Raw genomic sequence first — 19,165 nt, forward strand, 5'->3', positions numbered from 1 at the left:
AGCGACAAGATGCGCCGGAGACCGGCGCATCTTGCCTTGTTGCCATCAGGGGGTCTTCGCCTTGCAGCGATGATAGGTCTGCTCGCCGACCAGAAGAGTATCCGCCGACACCTGCTTCAACGTCAGCGTGCTCTTCGCCCGCCCGTCGTCGGCGACGCTAAATCCCGACGCCTTCAACGATCCATCCTTGAGTTTCGTCAGCTTCGTGATGTCGAAACCGTGCTCATAGAACAGAACCGTCTTCGGCTCGATCGTCATCCCCAATTCGCTCGCCTGCTCTCCGCAGGCGGATGGCTCGGACGCCCACGCGCCGAGCATGTCCTTTGGAAGGGACGCCGCCTCCGCGGATCGCGCAGCGGCAATAAGCAGGAGCACCAAACCGAACAATCGCATTGGCATCTCAACTCGCAGCGCCCTTCTTTGCGGCGCCTTGGGTGATCAACCGGGCGCTGCGTTGCCCCCTGACATAAATCCACAGCCAGTTCATGGCAACGGCCAGACGATTGCGCAATCCGATCAGGAAGAAGATATGGGCGATACCCCATATCCACCAAGCGAGACGGCCCTTCAGCTGGATCCAGCCGAAATCGACAATCGCTGCCCGCTTGCCGATCGTCGCCAGATTGCCCGCGTTCTTATAGACAAAATTCTCACCGAACTTTTCGCCGCGCAGGCGCGCCTGAATTGCACGAGCGACATACTGCCCTTCCTGCTTGGCCGCGGGCGCGACGCCGGGGACAAGTTTTCCGTCCGTGGATTCGACATGCGCGGCGTCGCCAATCACAAAGATATCGGGATGTCCCGGCACCGTCAGATCCGGCATCACCATCACGCGGCCGGCACGGTCCGCGGGCGCATGAAGCCATTCCGCCGCAGGCGAGGCAGCCACACCAGCGGCCCAGATGATTGTGCTGGCCGGGAGAAACTCTCCGCCAAGCTCGACGCCTTCTTCGCTGCATCTTGAAACAGCATGCCCGAGCCTGATCTCGACCCCGAGGCGTGTCAGCGCCCGTTGCGCATAGTCCGACAGATCTTCGGTGAATCCGGAAAGAATACGAGGACCGGCCTCGATCAGGATCACACGGGCCTTGCGCGTATCGAAATTGCGGAAGTCGCCGCGCAGCGTATCGTGGGCGAGTTCGGCGATGGTGCCGGCAAGCTCAACACCGGTGGGACCCGCACCAATGATGACAAAGGTCAGGAGCCGGGCGCGCTCCGCTTCGTTCGTTGCCCACTCGGCCTGCTCGAACGCCGAGAGGATTCGCCGCCGGATTTTTGTCGCATCCTCAAGCGTCTTGAGCCCCGGCGCATAGGGCTCCCACTCGTCATGTCCGAAATAGGCATGACGCGCGCCCGTCGCCAAAATCAGCGTATCGAACGGGACCGGCTTTTCATCTTCAACGACAACCGTCTTGTTGCCGGTGTCCACGCCGATAACCCGTCCGAGTAACGTAGTGACGTTACTGTGCCGGCGCAGGAGATAACGAATCGGCCAGGCGATTTCGGACGTCGCGAGAGAGGCAGTCCCAACCTGATAAAGAAGTGGTTGAAACAAATGATGGTTGCGCTGGTCGATCACCGTTATGCGCACCCGCGCGCTTGCGAGATGACGGGCAGCTTCCAGCCCGCCAAAACCAGCGCCGACAATCACGATGTGAGGGTCTGAACTGGACGCCATTATACAATCCTGTAAGCGGGCCAATTCTGATCACCTGAAAATTGCGCGCTTTTCATCCCTGACAGAGACAGTTTTCGGGCCGCTCTGACCAGCCCTAGCCGGCCGGAGTTAGCACGACGGATGCCTCCGTGGTGAGCAGACGAAAGGTGAAGCTCTCCTGCAGGTAGAGTTCGACCGCCGTGCTGGAATGGCTGAGATAACCGATCGAGAAATCCTGACCGATATCCAGCTCAAAATCGCCGCCGCGCGTGGTCAGCAGGAAACCACCCTTGAGAGCCGGCGCCCAGATGACCCCGCCATCGACGATCCGCTCGATATGATGGAACACGGGATAACCCTCATCGCTGCCACCCGAAGCGGCGGTATAGGCATCCGCGCCCAGCACCAGGGCATAAGGCCCTTCGCATCCCGCCAGCCGCAATTGACTGACAGCCTGCGCGATGGCGTCCGGATAACCCTTCACGCTCGCGGGCAGCGTCACACCGCTGTTGCTGCTGCCAGTGCGAAAACCCTGAATCCCGGCGGCGCCATATCCATCGAACACCGCGCGGTCTTCGGCAAACGCGATCTTGCGCGCCGCTTCCTTGACCGGTGACCAGTCGGAATCGCTTGCCCCGCGCTCGACATCGTCGATCGCCTGGCGGGTGAGTTCAAACGGGACACGAATTTCGATCAGCGGCTGGCTCTCACGCTGCGAGGCAAGAACGCCGTCATCGGGAGACTGGATCTGATGCAGATGCCCGGTGCCGACCGCGGCAAGCTCGGTGCCTTTCGGCCCGACCACATCCACCACACGCCGCGCGGCGAGGTGGCGCTTGAGGGTGCGGGAGGCTTCCTGCTCGATCTGTTCCCAAGCTGCTTCCGAGATGGGTGCCAGATGCCGATGGAGATTGTTCATGTCACGCCTCTTTGCTTCAGGGATCCGATACCGAGCGAGCCGTCGCTGCGCGACGTCTTTTGCTGCGGGACCTTGGTTGTGAGTGTTTCCGGTGTGCCGATATCAGTGTCCGTCGCCGGCGGTGCATCCGGGTTGACGTCATCGAGGAACGACGCAGTCGGCACGAAAAACAGACAACCGGTGACCGCGCGGCTGAAATCCAGCAGATGATCGTAGGTGCCCGGCGGATTGCCGATGAACATGTTGTCCAGCATGGTCTCGATCGGCTGCGGAGCACGGGCATAGCCGATGAAGTAGGTGCCGAATTCGCCCTTGCCTATCTCGCCGAATGGCATGTTGTCGCGCAGAATCTGGATTTGCTCTCCGTTCTCCTCGAGCGAGGTCAGGACGTTGTGAGCATACGGCTTCTTCACGGAATCGGGTTGCTCGATGTCGGACAACTTGTGACGGCCGATAATGTTCTCCTGCTCTTCGACCGGGACCTTATTCCACCGCTCCAGGTCGTGCAGATACTTTTGCACGATCACATAGCTGCCGCCGGCAAAGGGTGCATCGTCGTCACCGATCAGCGTGGCCGCATCGGCGGCCTGACCGACCGGGTTCTCCGTTCCATCGACAAAGCCGAGCAGATCGCGGTCATCGAAGAACTTGAAGCCGTGCACCTCGTCGACGACCGACACCGCCCCGGCGAGCCGCGACATGATATGCGTCGCAAGTTCAAAGCAGAGATCCATGCTCGCCGCACGGATGTGAAAGAGGATATCGCCCGGGGTCGAGACAGCGGTGTGAACGCCGCGAATCTCGCGAAAGGGATGCAGGTCTTTCGGCCGCGGCGTACCGAACAGCCGGTCCCAGGCCTGCGAGCCAAACCCCATGATGCAGGACAGTTGGCCGTCGAGATTGCGAAAGCCCACCCCGCGCAGCAGGCTGGAGAGATCGGCGCATAGTTCACGCACCGTCCTCTCTGCCCCAGCCCCCGAATTGATCGTCACCGCAAGGAAAATGGCTGAGCGCGAAAGCCTTGCGACAACCGGCTGGGAGACAACGAATGACACACAGAACTCCTTAAGCTGCCGGACCGACAAGCCTTACGACGGATGGGGTGCAGGAATGACGATACACCCCAATCCGAGTTTTATCATATCCTGTCGAAAATACCCGTCTGCTCCCGGTTAACGCCTCCTTGGTATTAGTCCATATTGCGGAAGCCATGCCCGTCGGCGGCGACACTCTTTACTGCATCCGGCGGCAGAAAAATCTTCAAGTCGCCTGCCAGTGCTAGTGATTGATTTCTTTTTGCAATTGCGCGAGCGCCTGACGCAGCCCGTGAAGCTGGTCCATCAAATGAAGGATGACGTCGATGCCTTCGTCGTTGGCACCCAGATCGCTCTTCAGATCGCGAATAAGATGGGCGCGCGCCACATCGGCGCTGGAAAACTCGGCTCCGCTCGTGGTGTCCACCGGCACCAGCCATTGTTGCTCAACCCAGAAGTCCAGTGTCTGGATCTGCAAGCCGGAAAACGCCAGAAACTCTTGCTTGTTCATGATCACGATGTCCTGTCTTCACGCGGGTTGAAGTCCTTACCCTTCTCCCAATTCGAGACGAAGGCCTCGAGTTCGAGATCCGGCGTCCGGGGCAAAACCACCTTCAGCTTGACGAACTGATCGCCAAAGCCTCCCCCGCTATGGGGTGCTCCCTTGCCCTTGAGGCGCAGCGTTGTCCCCGTGTTCGATCCTTTCGGCACCGACATCGTAACGTCGCCTGTCGGCGTCGGAACGCGGACGCGGCCGCCGAGCACGGCTTCCGACAGCGATATCGGAAGTTCGAGCGAGATATTGTCACCGTCGCGGGTGAAGCGGCGATCCGGCACGACCTCCACTTCGATCAAGGCATCGCCTGCGGCTCCCTTGCCGGAACCCGGCGCGCCCTTGCCCTTGAGCCGCAACACCTGACCGTCGACCACCCCGGGCGGGATTCTCACGTCCAGCGTATCGCCGTCCGGCAGTGTCAGGCGCTTGCTCGTTCCCGTGATGGAATCCGCAAAATCAATGGCGAGACTGTAGTGCAGATCCCGTCCACGCCGATTGGCGCGCGCGCGCTGCCCCTGCCTGAGAAGTTCGGCGAAAGCATCGTCGGTGTCCATGAAATCGGCATAACCGGAATGGTCCGTATAATGGTGCCCGTTATCGGAGGTCGCATAGTCGCGATAGAAATTGTGCTGCGGCCGTTCGGCGCCGGTCGCGTCGATCTCGCCGTTGTCAAAGCGCTTGCGTTTGTCGGCATCGCTCAGCAGGTCGTAAGCACCGGCAACTTCCTTGAACTTTTCTTCCGCAGACTTGTCGCCCGGATTAAGATCAGGGTGGAGTTGCTTTGCCAGCTTGCGATACGCCTTCTGAATGTCGGCCGCGGAAGCAGCCGGCGTGACCCCGAGAACCTCATATGGATTTGCCACGACGTACTCCGGAAATGACGTCAGGATTCGCATTCTGCCTGCGATGCGGTCCGCAGACCGTGCTCATCGACGACAGCCCGCCTTCTGACTGTATCATGACCGTATAACGGCGAAACCTTTGGTTGGTCCGGGCACCACCGGACGGAAAGTCGGCAGAACGGCCGAAAACCGGCCTATCCCTTTTGGCGCACACACCAATGCGAGGACCGGCTATCATGCCGGGACGACCGGTCTCCGAGGCTAGTTCTGCGCGCCCCGGACTCTGCCTTGTCCCGCCACACCGGACTTTCCGGACACGTCTCGCTCTTCGGCTGCCACCTTGCAGGCCGCTACATGCCTACCGCCCCTTGAACACGGCCTGGCGGCGCTCGACGAAGGATTGAATACCCTCTTTCATATCCTCGGTGTTCATCACCCGATCGCGGATGCTAGGAATGATATCGATGGCAGCCTTTTCTCCGGCTTCGATGAACTGAAGCGCGGCCTGCTTGGTGACCTGAATTCCGATCGGGGCATTTTTTGCGATTGTCTGAGCGATATCCATCGCTCGCTCGATCTGCGTTCCCGTCGGCACCACCTCCTGCACAAGACCGATCTTGAGCGCGCGATCCGCCTTGAATTCATCGCACAGGAAGAGATGGTACATTGCGTCGCCCCAGCCCATGCGTGTGAGGTAACGGAAATGCGCGCCGCCAAGAGGCGCGATGCCGCGCTTGGATTCCATCTGACAGAAGCGGGAATTGTCGGCCGCGATGACGATGTCGCCGGCAAGCGAGATTTCGATACCGATTGTAAAAACGATACCCTGAACCGCCGTCACGATCGGCTTTCGGCAACGGCTCCGCAGGCCGAATGGATCAATGTTGCCTTCGGGAAGCGGCTTCACGGTGGCTTTGGGACCGAAGAACTTCGGCATATCCAGCCCCGCGGTGAAATCGGCCCCATTGGCACACAGCAAACCGACCCACAGATTCTCGTCGCCATCCAGCAACGTCAGCGCGTCGGACAGTTCGCGCATCATCTCGGGGCTGAACGCGTTCTTCTTTGCCGCGTTGTCGATGACGATCTTCAGAACATGACCGTGCGTCTCATGATACACGCGGCCGGCTTTTTCTTGGGTATCTGTCATATGAAGCTCCTGGAGAGTGAGAACGCGAAAATAAATCAACGCTGGCAAGCGATGACGGCGGGCGGGCTCGCCGCGGCAAGGCCGCTCCGCATCCGGGAAAGCGACACCCTGCAGCGCGACCCAGACCTTTGAGAATTCCATGGAAATTGCTGCAAACCACGCGTACCGTGCCTCGCAACAATGTGCATGATTGCCATCATACACATTCAGCATGATGCCTGTCATGCTGAACGTCAAGCGCCAGTTTGAAGGATTTTGCCGTGGGGCATTCGCAAGCAGACAAGGCCCGGAGCCGGGAGCGAATTCTGGAGGTCGCCGCCGCGCAACTGCGCGAACTCGGCCTCGACGGTGTCAGCATCGGCGACCTGATGAAGGCTGTCGATCTCACCCACGGCGGCTTCTATGGCCATTTCGCGTCACGAGACGAGCTCGTTGCCGCGGCTCTCGACAAGGCGCTGACAGACGGCGAAGCATCCGCCGTCCGATCCAGCTCCGCGAAAGGCAAGCGCACGTTGAAGTCCGTGGCGAACAGCTACTTGAGCAAGGCCCACCGCGACAACCCGGACTCAGGATGCGCTATGGCTGCTTTGTCGGGAGACGTCGCCCGGTCAAACGACCAGAACCGCGAGATCATGAGCAAGCATCTCGCGAGGTATTTTGACAACATGCAGAACGTGATGGACGACAACGGCTCCAGAGAGCTCGCTATCTCCTTGATGTGCATGATGGTGGGCGCGGTTACCCTGTCGCGGGTGATGACAGATGCAAGCCGCTCGGATGAAATCCTGCAGGCCGCGCGAAAATCGATGCTCCGGTTGGGAGGGGAAAAATCATAGTTGTGTAACATTGGTGGTGCACGCAGTGATTACCCAACCAGTCTCGCGGCGGAAATGGGATAAATAATGGGAAAATCGCGCAAATAGTGCGATTCGAATTTGCAAAATGCAGAAAACCCCTGCGGCAGAGGCCAATTTTCCGGAATCCGAACAAAAAATAATTGGGAAAACACATCGTAAAATTGGGAAAATCAGCCAAAGAAATGGGAGGCTTTCCCAATATTTTTGATTCGCGATTCGTGAGTGCACAATCTCTGCAAATCAGGCTTGGGGGGCGCTTTGAGCACGCTGGCCATCAAATATAAAGACCCGCGCAAGCTCAAACCTCGCCTCAAGAATCCCCGTACGCATACGCCCCGGCAGATCAAACAGATTGCCGCCAGCATCCAGGAATTTGGTTTTATCAATCCCGTCCTGATCGATGGCTCGGACGGCGTCGTAGCGGGCCACGCCCGGATTACTGCTGCCATATCCCTAGGCATGGCGGACGTTCCGACCGTGAGGGTCGACCAGCTCAGCCCAACCCAAATCCGGGCCTATGTTATCGCAGACAATCGGCTTGCAGAGAATGCAGGATGGGACCCCAACCTGCTTGCCCTTGAACTGCAGGAGCTTTCTGTCCAGCCGAATTTCGATGTGACGGTCACTGGTTTTGAGATGGCCGAGATCGATCTGATAGTCGGCCAGGCGAGCGACAGCGGACCGGACGAGGCAGATGCCATCCCCGAGATCGATCGCTCCCTCCCCGCGGTATCGCGGCACGGAGACTGCTGGCAGATCGGTGACCACTTTCTACTGTGCGGAGATGCCCTCAAGCCGAAAAGTTATAAATGCCTCCTCCAGGGCAAACGAGCACAAGTGGTGTTTGTTGACCCGCCCTACAACGTGCCGATTGCAGGCAATGTTTCTGGTCTGGGCAAAAAGCAGCACCGGGAATTTGCGATGGCATCAGGCGAGATGAACCGGCAGGAGTTCACGAACTTCCTGCGGCGCGCCTTGAAGAACCTCGCCGCGTTCAGCGTCGACGGCTCAATCCATTTCGTATGCATGGACTGGCGGCATATTCGAGAATTGGCCGATGCTGCCGATGATGTATATACGGAACTCAAGAATATCTGCGTCTGGTCGAAAAGCAATGCCGGTATGGGTTCCTTATACCGCTCCGCTCACGAGTTCGTTTTTGTCTATAAGAATGGCCGCGCCAAGCACATCAATAATGTTGAACTGGGGCGCTTCGGACGAAGCAGAACAAATATTTGGCATTATCCCGGCATGAGCAGTTTCGGGAAGGACCGGGACACCGCGCTTGCCGGGCACCCGACACCGAAACCACTTGCACTGGTCAGCGACGCCATTCTCGATTGCTCAAAACGAGGCGGCATCGTTCTGGATGCGTTTGCCGGCAGCGGCACCACATTGCTCGCGGCTGAAAAGACTGGCCGGCATGGATACGGCATTGAACTGGATTCGCATTATGCTGATCTCATCATTCAACGGTTCAAAGAGATCTATAGCCTGAAAGCCATACATGTAGAATCTGGCTTGAGTTTCGATCGAGTTAAGGCCACGCGGACGGAGCACGACAAGAATGGTCAAGCGGGTACAACGGCTAACATCAGAGCAAAAAAGTCGGATCGACAAAAAATCCTCGAAGGAAAAGCAAACGCCTCGCGCAAGAGCAACGCACGACACCGACGCTCCGGCCGAAAAGAAAGATAAATATTCGGTTGGACGCGGCAAGCCGCCGAAACATACCCAATTTAGAAAAGGCGATGGCCGACCTCGACCGGGTCGCCCCAAGGGCAGCAAGAATATCGTTACTCTCGTAATGGAAGCTGCGCGCGATCAGGTCACCGTCGCCATCGACGGGAAACGGCGGAAAATATCTAAAGCACAAGCAGCGGCGATACATTTGGCAAACGCAGGTGCAACGGGAAATGAAAAGCTATTATTGAAATTCATCGACGTGATTGCAGACATCGAAGCGCGTGCCGAGGCAGCCAGACCTTCCGAATATCCTTTTAGCGATACCGATCAAATAGTGATCCGGGCAATCTACAAGCGCCTGCGGCCATACGATCAGCGGGAGAGCGACTGATGACTCTATCTCCGGCAAGGATGGTGGCCGAAATCTATCGGCAGGATCTGCTTGCATTCATCCATCGTTCCTTTCTTGAGCTCAATCCAGCGGCGACATTCGAATACAACTGGCATCAGGAATTAATTGCTCGAGCCCTCGAAGAGGTTGCCCACGGCAGTTGCAAACGTCTGATCATCAATGTTCCGCCGCGGCACTTGAAATCTCACTCCGCATCCATCGCGTTCCCTGCCTGGTTCCTGGGACACTTTCCGGAGAAGCAGGTGGCATGCGTCTCTTACGCCCAGGATTTTTCCGATACTCTGGCACGACAGTCTCGTCGCCTCATGGGCAGTGCATTTTATCAAGCCCTGTTCAACACCAGGATTTCTAGCAAAAGAGACACCGTAGCTGACTTCGAAACCACACAAGGTGGTTTCCGGTTCTCTACTTCAGTCGGAGGTGGATTTACGGGTCGTGGCGCAGACGTCATCGTGATCGACGATCCTTTGAAAGCTGATGAAGCACTGTCTGACGCAAGACGCCAAGGCGTGAACGAATGGTTCAATAACACCTTGCGCAGCCGTCTCAACAAGCAAGTCGAAGGTGCGATCATCATAGTCATGCAGCGATTGCACGCCGATGATCTGGTCGCCCATGTCCAGAAGATGGAAAACTGGAAAGTATTGTCGTTCTCAGCGATCGCCGAAGAAGACGAATCCTATGAAATTCGAACACCGTACCAAACGACCCAGTTTCGTCGAAAGGCAGGAGATATTCTTCAACCATCCCTGATGCCGCGATCGTCCCTAGATACGCTTCGCGCGTCAGTGACGCCATATCATTTTGCTGCCCAGTATCAACAGAACCCGCAACCGCCGGAAGGCCACATCGTCAAGCGCGAGTGGCTAAAATTCTATACGGCAAACGAAAAGCCTGACGATTTCGGAACAATTCTTCAAAGTTGGGATACAGCCGTGAAGGATACTGAAATTGCAAATTTCAGCGTCTGCACGACTTGGGGGGTTAAGGACAAAAAAGCTTATTTGCTAGACGTTTTTCGCAAAAGACTTTCATTCCCCGATCTAAAGAAATCCGTCCAAAGCCAAGCTGAGCGTCACCATGCGACGGTCGTTTTGATTGAGGACATGTCATCCGGGTCTTCTTTAATCCAACAACTACGCGCCGAAGGCCTTTCGAAAGTGCAGGCTGCGCCGTCCTTGGACGGTAATAAGATCATGCGATTGTATGGCCAGACGTCAGTGATCGAAGGCGGATTCGTTCTTTTTCCAAAAACGGCAGATTGGCTCGATACCTATTTAACCGAACTGCTTTCGTTCCCGAGTTCCAACTATGACGATCAGGTCGATTCTACGGTCTACGCGCTAGCTTGGATCGCTCAAAATCCTAGATGGTCCGGCAATATCATTAAGCAACCGTGGCTTCACTATTACAGCAAGCTACCTGAGGATCAGCGGTATAAGCGCGTTTTTATGTCTTGGGACACTGCCCTTAACGATGGCGGGCAGAGTGACTGGACTGTGTGCACGATTTGGATGCGACTTGGCGACAATTATTATTTGCTACACGTAGAGCGCGGCATCTACGAATACCCCGAGCTGCGCAAAGTGTTCGTCGAACTCGTACAAAAGTACAACCCAGAGCAGATCCAGATGGAGGAAACCGCAATAGCAAGAGCGCTCAAAAGCGAGCGCGACTTACCACGGCGCTCGTCAATTAAACTTCAGCCCATCGAGCAAGATCGAAGAGGTCGGCTCTATACCCAGCAATCCAAATTTAAAGATGGCAATGTGCGGTTTCCCAAACAAGCTACGTTCATGTCTCTGGTCGAAAGAGAACTTCTCAGCTATCCGCACGGCGAAACCGATGACATCGTAGATAGCATCAGTCTAGCTCTCCAATACGGTGGTACGGGGTATGATACCACTTTGAGTTGGGTAGGATGAGAAATCTTAAAAATCTAGCGACTGCGCTTGCATTTCTGCGATCCGGAAGTCTCGACAGGCATGCCTGCTATTAATCCAAGTCCGTTAGATGAGCCGTTTCCTCAGCCGTTAAGCTTATGCGAACGACGTAATAACTCATGTTCATTTTCTGGTCTTGATTTACATCGGCTGAGAAAAGCGTGCCGAAGCCTTTGACTTCTGGCATCGTCCGTTGAACGCGGCAAAGCGCATCACAATGGCTGCCCCACGCGTAACTGGTTAATATCTTGCGATGGCACCTTGGCTTCGACAGTTGATTGATAGGTCTCTGGAACGATCAACATCAGCGGCTGGTTGGCATTGGCTCCCCCAACCGCATGGATTTCCAATTGGTGTACAACGCCATCTTGAAGAGCTCGTATGTCGATGCGTTGAGTTGTTCTCCGGCAGCAACTTTGTACTCGACGAGCTCTGCATACTTTCCCTGAATTTCTCTGAGCTCTTTCGCGACCTTACTTCGGACGTCTGATATGCCTCACGCTACTTAGTCGAAATTACCTTCCATTGCATCTGGCAAGGGACCGCCGGTAGCCCAATCAAGCAACTCCACCGTATGAACAATCGGAATAGCCGTCCCGGCGCCGATTTGCGTGATGCACCCGAGATTGCCGCTCGCGATGATCTGCGGCTTCAGCTTTTCGATATTCGCTACCTTGCGCGACCTGAGCTGGCCGGCAATCTCGGGCTGCAGAACATTGTACGTACCTGCCGAGCCGCAGCATATGTGGCCTTCTGGAACATCACTAACAACGAACCCCATTTGAGTCAGAAGGGATTTCGGTTGATCCACGATGCGCTGACCGTGCTGCATCGAGCAGGCCGAATGATATGCGACCAATTGCCCTGTAGCTCTAGTCGGGCCTTGAAGTCGAAGTGTATGAAGATATTCCGAGATATCTTGTGCAAGCTCGGACACGCGCGCAGCCTTGCTAGCATACGCCTTGTCCTCGCGAAGCATGAACCCATAATCTTTGACGGTCGTTCCGCAACCCGACGCTGTGACGATGATGGCATCGAGTCCATTCTCGTCTAGCTCGCGTGTCCAGACATCGACGTTGCGCCGAGCCGCATCCAGGGCTGAATCTTCATAACCCATATGGTGCACAAGCGCGCCGCAACACCCCTCACCACGCGGACTTGTCACCTCGATGCCGTGACGCCTCAACAACCGGATCGCAGCGTCGTTGATACCGGGAGCGATGACCTGCTGGGCGCAGCCTGTCAGGATCGCAACCCTGCCGCGCCGGTTTCCTTCGTTCAATTCCGGAGGAGCATGTTTACGCGGCCTCAAAGCCGGAGCGAGATCGATCATCGCGCCGAGTTGTGTCCCGCCGGGGAGCCGAACCAGCCATTTCTTTATCGGCCTGACAACCGATGCCGCGAACAGCGCAGGCCTGAGCCATTTCGGATTCGGCAACACCGCGGCCAGTGCGCTCCGCAGAACACGATCGATCAAGGGACGTTTGTAGGTCTCTGTAATGTGAGCCCGCGCATGATCCACCAGATGCATGTAGTGGACCCCTGAGGGGCATGTGGTCATGCACGAAAGACAGGAAAGGCAGCGATCGATATGCTTGACCACCTTCTCGCTTGCGGGCTTCTCATTCTCGAACATATCCTTGATGAGGTAAATTCTCCCGCGCGGACTGTCGAGTTCATCTCCCAGCAACAGATAGGTCGGGCATGTGGCGGTACAAAAACCACAATGAACGCAAGCACGGAGAATTTTCTCCGATTCACGCATGTGCGACTCGGCAAGCGCGACCAGCGAGAAGTTCGTTTGCATGGAATTCCTGTTTCTATCTCAGATGCCGGAATACATTCTTCCGAAATTGAGAATACGGTCGGGATCGAACGCGAACTTGATCCTTCGAGTCAGCTCAGTAAGCGCCGGTGAAAGCGGCTCGAATACATCCACGGTGCTTCTCACCTGGGGCGATGCGCGCAGAAGCGTCGCGTGACCGCCGAGACCGCGCATCGCGTTCCGGACAACCGTCGAGCCCGCATCTTCCGATGCGTTGACAGCGAGCCAAACCAAACTGCCGCCCCAATCGTAGAAATGACGCGCATCCAGCACTCGTTTGATGTGGTCAATGACGCCGGGCGCCTTCGAAGGGGCCAGCGAAAGCCGCCATATGGCGCTCTCAGCAGGATCGACCAGCCACCGCGCATCCCGCACGTCCGACCAAACATCCGTGCCGACCGTCTCTTCCAGAAGATCTGCATCTCCATATGGCCGCCAAAGCTTGGCGATTTCCCCGCAACGATAGATCACGGACGATTCGAAGCCTTCGACGCGGACGATGGTCAGGGGTTCGGACACCACTTCCTTCGGCAGGTGCGCTGCTGCGGAAACGGAGAATGGAGATCCCATGGCCGCCGTCAATGCGGCAATCGCCGTCGCATCGTTCAATCCGCGCAGGACGAGCGAGGATGTCGATTCCGGTTTTGGCAAAACCTTGAAAATAACTTCACTGAAGACACCGAAGGTGCCCCACGCTCCGCAATTGAGCTTGACCAGATCGAGACCTGTCACGTTCTTCATAACCCGGCCGCCAGACTTCACGATGTCGCCGCGGCCATTGACCAGCCGTATGCCGATCAAACTGTCGCGGCAGGCTCCAGCCATGACCCGTCGCGGACCAGAAACATTTCCGGCCGCGATTCCGCCGATCGTCGGCTCGTGATCGCCACCCAGAAGCGCCCGATAATCCATCGGCTCGAACGGCAGCATTTGATTCCGGCTTGCCAGTGTCTCGTTGATCTCGGACAGCGCGGTTCCGGGAAGAGCTCCGATCACCAACTCTGTCGGCTCATAGATCGATACTCCTCGCATGCGCTGGGTTGTAACGGATGTCGCATATCCGTTCGGCCTGCCTATTTGCGATTTGCTGCCTGCTCCGCGGACGACGAGCGGTACATTCCATGCGCCCGCCATTTTGATCGACTCGGAGAGACTCTTTTCGTCGTGCGGCTTCAAATCTCCTGACATGGGAAATTTCGTCCAGCGTTACGCTTGATTTCAGCAGTCAATGGGAAACACCTTGTCTCTGTTGAGTAACGATTTTGGATCAAACGCTTCACGCAAACGCATCTGCTGGTCCAAATCGATCCTGTTGAATTGATATCTCATCAGATCGCGCTTCTCCAATCCGACACCGTGCTCTCCCGTGAGACAACCACCGACTTCAACACATAACTTGAGAATGTCGTTGCCTGCAGCTTCCGCTTTCGACTGCTCCGCCGGATCGTTGGCGTTATAGAGAATAAGAGGATGCATATTCCCATCGCCGGCGTGAAAGACGTTAGCTACACGCAATCCGTAGCGCTTCACGATCTCGGTGATCTGCGCCAACACGTAGGACAGCTTCCCCGTCGGCACGGTACCGTCCATGCACAAGTAGTCCGCAACGCGCCCGGTCGCGCCGAACGCCGACTTCCGCCCCTTCCATATGGCCGCTGTTTCAATCGCGGATCTGCTCTCCCGCACCGTCTGCACCCCGTTGGCTCGCGCGATCGATATGATCCGTTCAAGCGTCGCGTCCATTTCCGCCTTCGAGCCCTCCACTTCGATGATCAGAAGCGCTTCAGCGTCGAGCGGATACCCCGCCCTGGAAAAGGCTTCGCAGATTTCGATCGCGGCCTTGTCCATGTACTCAATCGCGACCGGAATGATTCCAGCCGCGATGATTTCCGCAACTGTGTTGCCAGCTCCATCGCATGAGGAAAATCCGAACAGAACGGGGCGCGCGGCTTCGGCAGATCTCAGTATCCGGACGGTAGCCTCGGTCACGACCCCAAGCTGACCTTCAGATCCAACCACGACACCAAGCAGGTCCAAACCGCCGCTATCGTGACTGTTTCCGCCAAGGTCGATGATCGTTCCGTCCATAAGCACCATTCTGACGCCGAGAAGATTGTTGGTCGTCACACCGTATTTCAGACAATGCGCACCGCCCGAGTTGTTGGCGATATTGCCCCCGATGGTGCAAGCAAGCTGTGACGACGGATCCGGCGCGTAGAAAAAGCCCCTGTCCGCGACCGCTGCGGTAATTTTTAGATTGGTGACACCCGCTTCGACACGAATGAAGCGGTCATCATAGTTGATCTCCAGCACGCCGGTCATTCTTGAAAGCCCAAGAACAATGGAGTCCTCGGTGGGAATTGCCCCTCCTGCAAGCGAGGTGCCCGCGCCGCGTGGCACGACCTTCACCCCGTGGTCATGGCAAAATTTGAGAACAGCACTGACTTCGTTCGTCGATGCCGGCAGCACAACGGCGAGCGGCATCTTGCGGTAGGCGGTGAACGCGTCGGTTTCATACGCCCTGCACTCGTCCCTGTCCGTGATAAGCCCATCGGAAGAAACCAAGCGCGCCAGATGCCCCACGATGGCTTCACGGCGATCGAGTATGTCCTTGTTCGGCTCGGAAAACATCGTCGCGTTCAAGAGCATCTCCTTCCTCGGAACACGCGGGCGCACACTTCAAGGTCCGGGGAGAATCTTCTTCTCGTCCAACACGGATCTTGCAGTGCACGCTCCAGCCTCTAGCCAGAAGCCAAGACACGCTCCGGGTGTCCGGACCATTTCCATGCGAGCGTCGGCCTGGAAATGCCAAGCATCATTCCATCGAGCGCACTCGGATGAAGCCAGATCTGTTCGGGCTCCCGGCCTTCCTCCCGCTTTTCCCGCGAATCCAGGGTCAGGCCTGCGCCGTCCGCCCTTGCCGACCGCTCGATACCGCCGACGTCGCGGCTCTCCGCGTACGCCATGTAGAACGACACGCCCTCACGCGCGCAATACCGGCCCATCGTCTTGGACGCATCGGTGGGGGTGATGACTTCGAATCTATCGAGACGATCCGGAGAAAAGAGAGTGAGAACGCCGCTATATCCGAAAAGCTCCGATGTGATTGCGACAAAATTCTCCCGGTTCAATCCGAAGACGCGCGAAATCTGGTTCACCGCGGCGGACTGGTCCGCCACGAGCAATGTGACTTCGTAGAGGAAATCCAGCTTCCCAGCCGGCTTCACATCGCGTAGCGGCGAGATCACAAAGTGCACGGGACTGCCTTCGATCTCGATGCGAATGAAATCCTGGTCACCTTCTTTGATATGCTGAGCACCGCCATTGATCGCATTGCTGGCGAGACCGGGCATGTCCAACGATGTCGCACCGGCGCCGAAAACATGAGACCGCCCGCGCCGGACCAGTTCATGCTCCACAATCCCGGTGCCATCCGGCTCCAGAAGTTCGACTTCGCCTGTTCCTACGCGCAGCGTGGTCCGTCTGGCCCGAAGCGCCTTGATAACGTCAAAGGAAATCTCCTCGGCGCCCAGTCTGCGGCGCCAGGTTTCCGCAACGCTCTTGGCGTCCCGCGTGGCAATCTGCACGCGATCGATCGTTGTCAACATCCCAAAAATCCCTTGTTGGCATTCTAAGGCAAGGCGCGATTGCTTCCGGTCGATCTACCGCATTCGTTATGTATCTCCGCGACGAACAGCCCGCGGCCGATGGCGTGATTGCCATCTCTTCGTTGTCACGCTTTCGCGCCAAACATGTTTTTCCAGGATTCCGTGCCCGGTTTTGCTTCCCACTTTTTCGTCTCGGACATGACGGCCAACCCCTCCTGCACAGCGGGACGAACCTTGATGGCGTCAAACCAGCGCTTGAGATTGGGATAGGTGTCAAGCTCCTGTCCCTGCCATCGATAGGGCCGAATCCAGGGAAAGGTCGCAATATCCGCGATCGAGTAGTCGCCGGCGAGATATTCGCGGTCGGCCAGGCGACGATCGATCACGCCATAAAGCCTCGCGGCCTCCTTCGTGTAGCGCTCGACCGCGTAGGGAATCTGCTCTGGCGCATAGCGCCGGAAATGATGAGCTTGACCCAACATAGGTCCGGCGCCGCCCATCTGAAACATCAACCATTGAATGACTTCCATCCGTGCCCGCGCATCGGACGGCAGCAACTTGCCGGTCTTCTCAGCAAAATACAGAAGGATGGCCCCCGACTCGAAAACGGACAGCGGCTTCCCGTCCGGGCCATCATGATCGACAATGGCCGGGATCTTGTTGTTCGGACTGATCTTGAGAAACTCGGGGCCGAATTGATCACCCTTGGTGATGTCAATCGGCAGAACCCGATAATGCAGGCCGAGTTCGGCCAGCATTATCGTGATTTTGTATCCATTCGGCGTGGTCCAAAAGTAGAGGTCAATCATATACCAACGTCCTGCGAAACAGCCGAATGGATAATGTCGTTCGATTTAAGCCTTGGGCTTGTCGAACAGAATGCCTGGATTGAGCACCCAGTTTGGATCGATCTCGCGCTTGTTGGCTTGCATCATGCGGATGAAGCCCGGATCGATCTCCTTGTCATACCAGGGCCGGAAGCTGCGTCCGACGGCATGGTGATGCGTGATGGTGGCGCCGAGTTCGAGCAAGGCGTCGGAAGCCACCTTGTTCAGGGCCGCATAGTGCTCAATGTTCTTCTCGTGAGAAGACGGAGCCATGATCGAGTAGTACGGCGCCGGTCCATCCGGATAAAGGAACGAGAAGCGACGGCAGACAATGCCTCCACCGCAAATCTTCTTTTCCGCTTCAGCCACCCGCCGCATGACTTCCGTGTCGAGCGCCTCAAACTTGTCCCACGTATAGGCCGTTTCGAAGGTGAAGCTGACAATGCCCATGGCCGCGCGAACGTGCATGAGATAGGGCAGATAGCGGAACTGGTTGCGCCAGCTGCCCTGCGCGCCCGATCGGCTGGTTTCGAGAGCATCGCTGCCCGTTCCGGCCTTTTGCTTCACCGTACCGCCGAAATCCCTGCAGATTTCCAGCGAGCGATCCAGCCACGCATCGACCGGATGATCGGCCGATTCATAGCCGATCAGCAGCACCGATTCCGTGCCATCGCCAGCTCCATAGAAGAACGCGTCCTTCTCATCGAGATAGCGGCAGTTTGCGGGATAAAGACCGGCCTGGGTGATCTGCCGAACGGCCTTCGCACCCTCGTAGAAAGTCTTGAACGACACAGAGGCGTTGGCGCGGAACTTCACCCGGCCCTGTAGACGCATCCAGGCTTCGGTGATGATTCCAAGCGTACCTTCTGATCCGATGAAGGCGCGATCTGGGCTCGGACCGGCGCCCGAGGCCGGCAGCCGGCGGTTCGTGATCGTGCCGGTCGGCGTGACGACGCGCAGACTCTCCACCATGTCGTCGATATGAGTCAGATGCGTCGCATAGTGACCGGAAGAACGGGTCGCGATCCATCCACCGAGTGTTGAGAACTCCCAGGACTGCGGGATGTGGCGCAATGTGAAGCCGTGCGGCTTCAGCTGCTCCTCGAGCGAAGGACCGAACGTGCCACCCTGGATACGAGCAGCACGCGAGGTCGGATCTACCTCCAGAACGCGATTGAGATTCTCGAGGTCGATCGTGACCACGCCCTTGTAGCTGCTGTCGTCCGGTGGATTGATGCCGCCCGTGACGCTTGATCCGCCGCCGAAAGGCACGGCCGCGTAGCCATTTTCACCGCACCAGTCGAGAACGGCCGCAATGTCTTTCTCGTCGCGAGGATAGGCCACGACATCCGGCGGATTCGGATACTTGCGCTTGTAGATCATGGCCAGATCGCGGAAGCTCTTGCCATAAGTATGCGAGACGCGATCCCACTTTTCCGTCGTGCAGAAGCTCGCAAGGGACGCCGGTGGCTTGATCCGCGGAGCGCGCAACTCGATCTCGTCAAGAGTCGGATCCGGCAGAACTGTGAAATCGCTCATTCCGAGACGCTTGGCGACGCGTTCGTGCATCGACTTCACTTCAGACTCGGGAATGTCCTGGCCTTCGTAACCCCAACTCCAGAACTTCCTACGCTGCCCTTTTGGCATATTCAGGGGTGCATTCATTGCTTCGCTCCTTGTCCTCGCTTGTGTTGAACCAGAAAGTCAGTCCGACCCGATTCGTACGGCCCGATAATCGGGAGGGAAATCTTTGGTCGACTACTGGCCAATCCAGATTGGTAATACCAATTAATGCCCGGCGAGTTTACTTGTCAAGCGTATCTTCAATCGCCGATCGACAATTTCTTCG

The 19,165-nt window shown here is 57.1% G+C and carries 17 protein-coding genes; 4 read left to right on the forward strand and 13 right to left on the reverse strand.

Annotated elements, in window-relative coordinates; translation table 11 throughout:
* Window positions 1-45: 45 nt before the first annotated feature.
* The 7 genes from HMPREF9696_RS10695 to HMPREF9696_RS10725 form a co-directional block, all read right to left on the reverse strand.
* Entirely contained in the window at window positions 46-393 is a 348-nt protein-coding gene (locus HMPREF9696_RS10695; protein ID WP_157170019.1) for a hypothetical protein, read from the reverse strand.
* Between the two features lie 7 nt (window positions 394-400).
* Window positions 401-1,678 (reverse strand): NAD(P)/FAD-dependent oxidoreductase, encoded by a 1,278-nt coding sequence (locus HMPREF9696_RS10700; protein ID WP_002713018.1) that lies wholly within the window; start codon window positions 1,676-1,678, stop codon window positions 401-403.
* A gap of 94 nt (window positions 1,679-1,772) precedes the next feature.
* Window positions 1,773-2,576 (reverse strand): family 1 encapsulin nanocompartment shell protein, encoded by an 804-nt coding sequence (locus HMPREF9696_RS10705; protein ID WP_002713019.1) that lies wholly within the window; start codon window positions 2,574-2,576, stop codon window positions 1,773-1,775.
* Window positions 2,573-3,631 (reverse strand): Dyp-type peroxidase, encoded by a 1,059-nt coding sequence (locus tag HMPREF9696_RS10710; protein WP_002713020.1) that lies wholly within the window; start codon window positions 3,629-3,631, stop codon window positions 2,573-2,575. Before HMPREF9696_RS10710 ends, HMPREF9696_RS10705 begins: the two co-directional genes overlap by 4 nt.
* Before the next feature lie 223 nt (window positions 3,632-3,854).
* Entirely contained in the window at window positions 3,855-4,121 is a 267-nt protein-coding gene (locus tag HMPREF9696_RS10715) for a chaperone modulator CbpM (protein WP_002713021.1), read from the reverse strand.
* A gap of 2 nt (window positions 4,122-4,123) precedes the next feature.
* Entirely contained in the window at window positions 4,124-5,029 is a 906-nt protein-coding gene (locus HMPREF9696_RS10720; RefSeq protein ID WP_040301972.1) for a DnaJ C-terminal domain-containing protein, read from the reverse strand.
* Window positions 5,030-5,366: 337 nt separating this feature from the next.
* On the reverse strand, window positions 5,367-6,158 hold the full coding sequence (locus HMPREF9696_RS10725; protein WP_002713023.1) for a crotonase/enoyl-CoA hydratase family protein: 792 nt from the start codon (window positions 6,156-6,158) through the stop codon (window positions 5,367-5,369).
* Between the two features lie 245 nt (window positions 6,159-6,403).
* Between HMPREF9696_RS10725 and HMPREF9696_RS10730 the strand changes: the two genes are divergently transcribed.
* The 4 genes from HMPREF9696_RS10730 to terL all read left to right on the forward strand — a co-directional run bounded on the left by HMPREF9696_RS10730 (window position 6,404) and on the right by terL (window position 11,038).
* Complete coding sequence (locus tag HMPREF9696_RS10730) at window positions 6,404-6,994, forward strand: TetR/AcrR family transcriptional regulator (RefSeq protein WP_157170020.1); 591 nt, start codon at window positions 6,404-6,406, stop codon at window positions 6,992-6,994.
* Between the two features lie 279 nt (window positions 6,995-7,273).
* On the forward strand, window positions 7,274-8,713 hold the full coding sequence (locus tag HMPREF9696_RS10735; RefSeq protein WP_002713025.1) for a site-specific DNA-methyltransferase: 1,440 nt from the start codon (window positions 7,274-7,276) through the stop codon (window positions 8,711-8,713).
* The gene (locus HMPREF9696_RS22030; RefSeq protein WP_245259266.1) at window positions 8,628-9,092 is read left to right on the forward strand and encodes a DUF5681 domain-containing protein; all 465 of its coding nucleotides are present in this window, start codon (window positions 8,628-8,630) and stop codon (window positions 9,090-9,092) included. Before HMPREF9696_RS10735 ends, HMPREF9696_RS22030 begins: the two co-directional genes overlap by 86 nt.
* Window positions 9,092-11,038: a phage terminase large subunit gene (gene terL, locus HMPREF9696_RS10745; RefSeq protein WP_002713026.1), complete on the forward strand. Its 1,947-nt coding sequence runs from the start codon at window positions 9,092-9,094 to the stop codon at window positions 11,036-11,038. The genes HMPREF9696_RS22030 and terL overlap by 1 nt, the downstream gene beginning before the upstream one ends.
* A gap of 523 nt (window positions 11,039-11,561) precedes the next feature.
* On the opposite strand, the gene glcF is transcribed toward terL, so the two are convergent.
* The 6 genes from glcF to HMPREF9696_RS10775 form a co-directional block, all read right to left on the reverse strand.
* On the reverse strand, window positions 11,562-12,863 hold the full coding sequence (gene glcF, locus HMPREF9696_RS10750; protein WP_002713027.1) for a glycolate oxidase subunit GlcF: 1,302 nt from the start codon (window positions 12,861-12,863) through the stop codon (window positions 11,562-11,564).
* Window positions 12,864-12,881: 18 nt separating this feature from the next.
* Window positions 12,882-14,069: an FAD-binding protein gene (locus HMPREF9696_RS10755; RefSeq protein ID WP_002713028.1), complete on the reverse strand. Its 1,188-nt coding sequence runs from the start codon at window positions 14,067-14,069 to the stop codon at window positions 12,882-12,884.
* 30 nt (window positions 14,070-14,099) lie between these two features.
* Complete coding sequence (locus HMPREF9696_RS10760) at window positions 14,100-15,530, reverse strand: FAD-linked oxidase C-terminal domain-containing protein (RefSeq protein WP_002713029.1); 1,431 nt, start codon at window positions 15,528-15,530, stop codon at window positions 14,100-14,102.
* A gap of 92 nt (window positions 15,531-15,622) precedes the next feature.
* Window positions 15,623-16,468: a hypothetical protein gene (locus tag HMPREF9696_RS10765; protein ID WP_245259221.1), complete on the reverse strand. Its 846-nt coding sequence runs from the start codon at window positions 16,466-16,468 to the stop codon at window positions 15,623-15,625.
* 146 nt (window positions 16,469-16,614) lie between these two features.
* Entirely contained in the window at window positions 16,615-17,298 is a 684-nt protein-coding gene (locus HMPREF9696_RS10770; protein WP_002713031.1) for a glutathione S-transferase N-terminal domain-containing protein, read from the reverse strand.
* A 45-nt stretch (window positions 17,299-17,343) separates the two neighbouring features.
* Entirely contained in the window at window positions 17,344-18,981 is a 1,638-nt protein-coding gene (locus HMPREF9696_RS10775; RefSeq protein ID WP_002713032.1) for an FAD-binding oxidoreductase, read from the reverse strand.
* Window positions 18,982-19,165: the final 184 nt, after the last annotated feature.

It is taken from the genome of Afipia clevelandensis ATCC 49720, assembly GCF_000336555.1.
Lineage (GTDB): Bacteria > Pseudomonadota > Alphaproteobacteria > Rhizobiales > Xanthobacteraceae > Afipia > Afipia clevelandensis.

Excerpts from the sequence above, each read along its gene's own strand:
- HMPREF9696_RS10775 (WP_002713032.1), bottom strand. The coding sequence starts at position 18,981 with ATGAATGCACCCCTGAATATGCCAAAAGGGCAGCGTAGGAAGTTCTGG.
- HMPREF9696_RS10715 (WP_002713021.1), bottom strand. The coding sequence starts at position 4,121 with ATGAACAAGCAAGAGTTTCTGGCGTTTTCCGGCTTGCAGATCCAGACA.
- HMPREF9696_RS10725 (WP_002713023.1), bottom strand. The coding sequence starts at position 6,158 with ATGACAGATACCCAAGAAAAAGCCGGCCGCGTGTATCATGAGACGCAC.
- HMPREF9696_RS10760 (WP_002713029.1), bottom strand. The coding sequence starts at position 15,530 with ATGCTCTTGAACGCGACGATGTTTTCCGAGCCGAACAAGGACATACTC.
- terL (WP_002713026.1), top strand. The coding sequence starts at position 9,092 with ATGACTCTATCTCCGGCAAGGATGGTGGCCGAAATCTATCGGCAGGAT.
- HMPREF9696_RS10755 (WP_002713028.1), bottom strand. The coding sequence starts at position 14,069 with ATGTCAGGAGATTTGAAGCCGCACGACGAAAAGAGTCTCTCCGAGTCG.
- HMPREF9696_RS10705 (WP_002713019.1), bottom strand. The coding sequence starts at position 2,576 with ATGAACAATCTCCATCGGCATCTGGCACCCATCTCGGAAGCAGCTTGG.
- HMPREF9696_RS10695 (WP_157170019.1), bottom strand. The coding sequence starts at position 393 with ATGCGATTGTTCGGTTTGGTGCTCCTGCTTATTGCCGCTGCGCGATCC.
- HMPREF9696_RS10700 (WP_002713018.1), bottom strand. The coding sequence starts at position 1,678 with ATGGCGTCCAGTTCAGACCCTCACATCGTGATTGTCGGCGCTGGTTTT.
- HMPREF9696_RS10770 (WP_002713031.1), bottom strand. The coding sequence starts at position 17,298 with ATGATTGACCTCTACTTTTGGACCACGCCGAATGGATACAAAATCACG.
- glcF (WP_002713027.1), bottom strand. The coding sequence starts at position 12,863 with ATGCAAACGAACTTCTCGCTGGTCGCGCTTGCCGAGTCGCACATGCGT.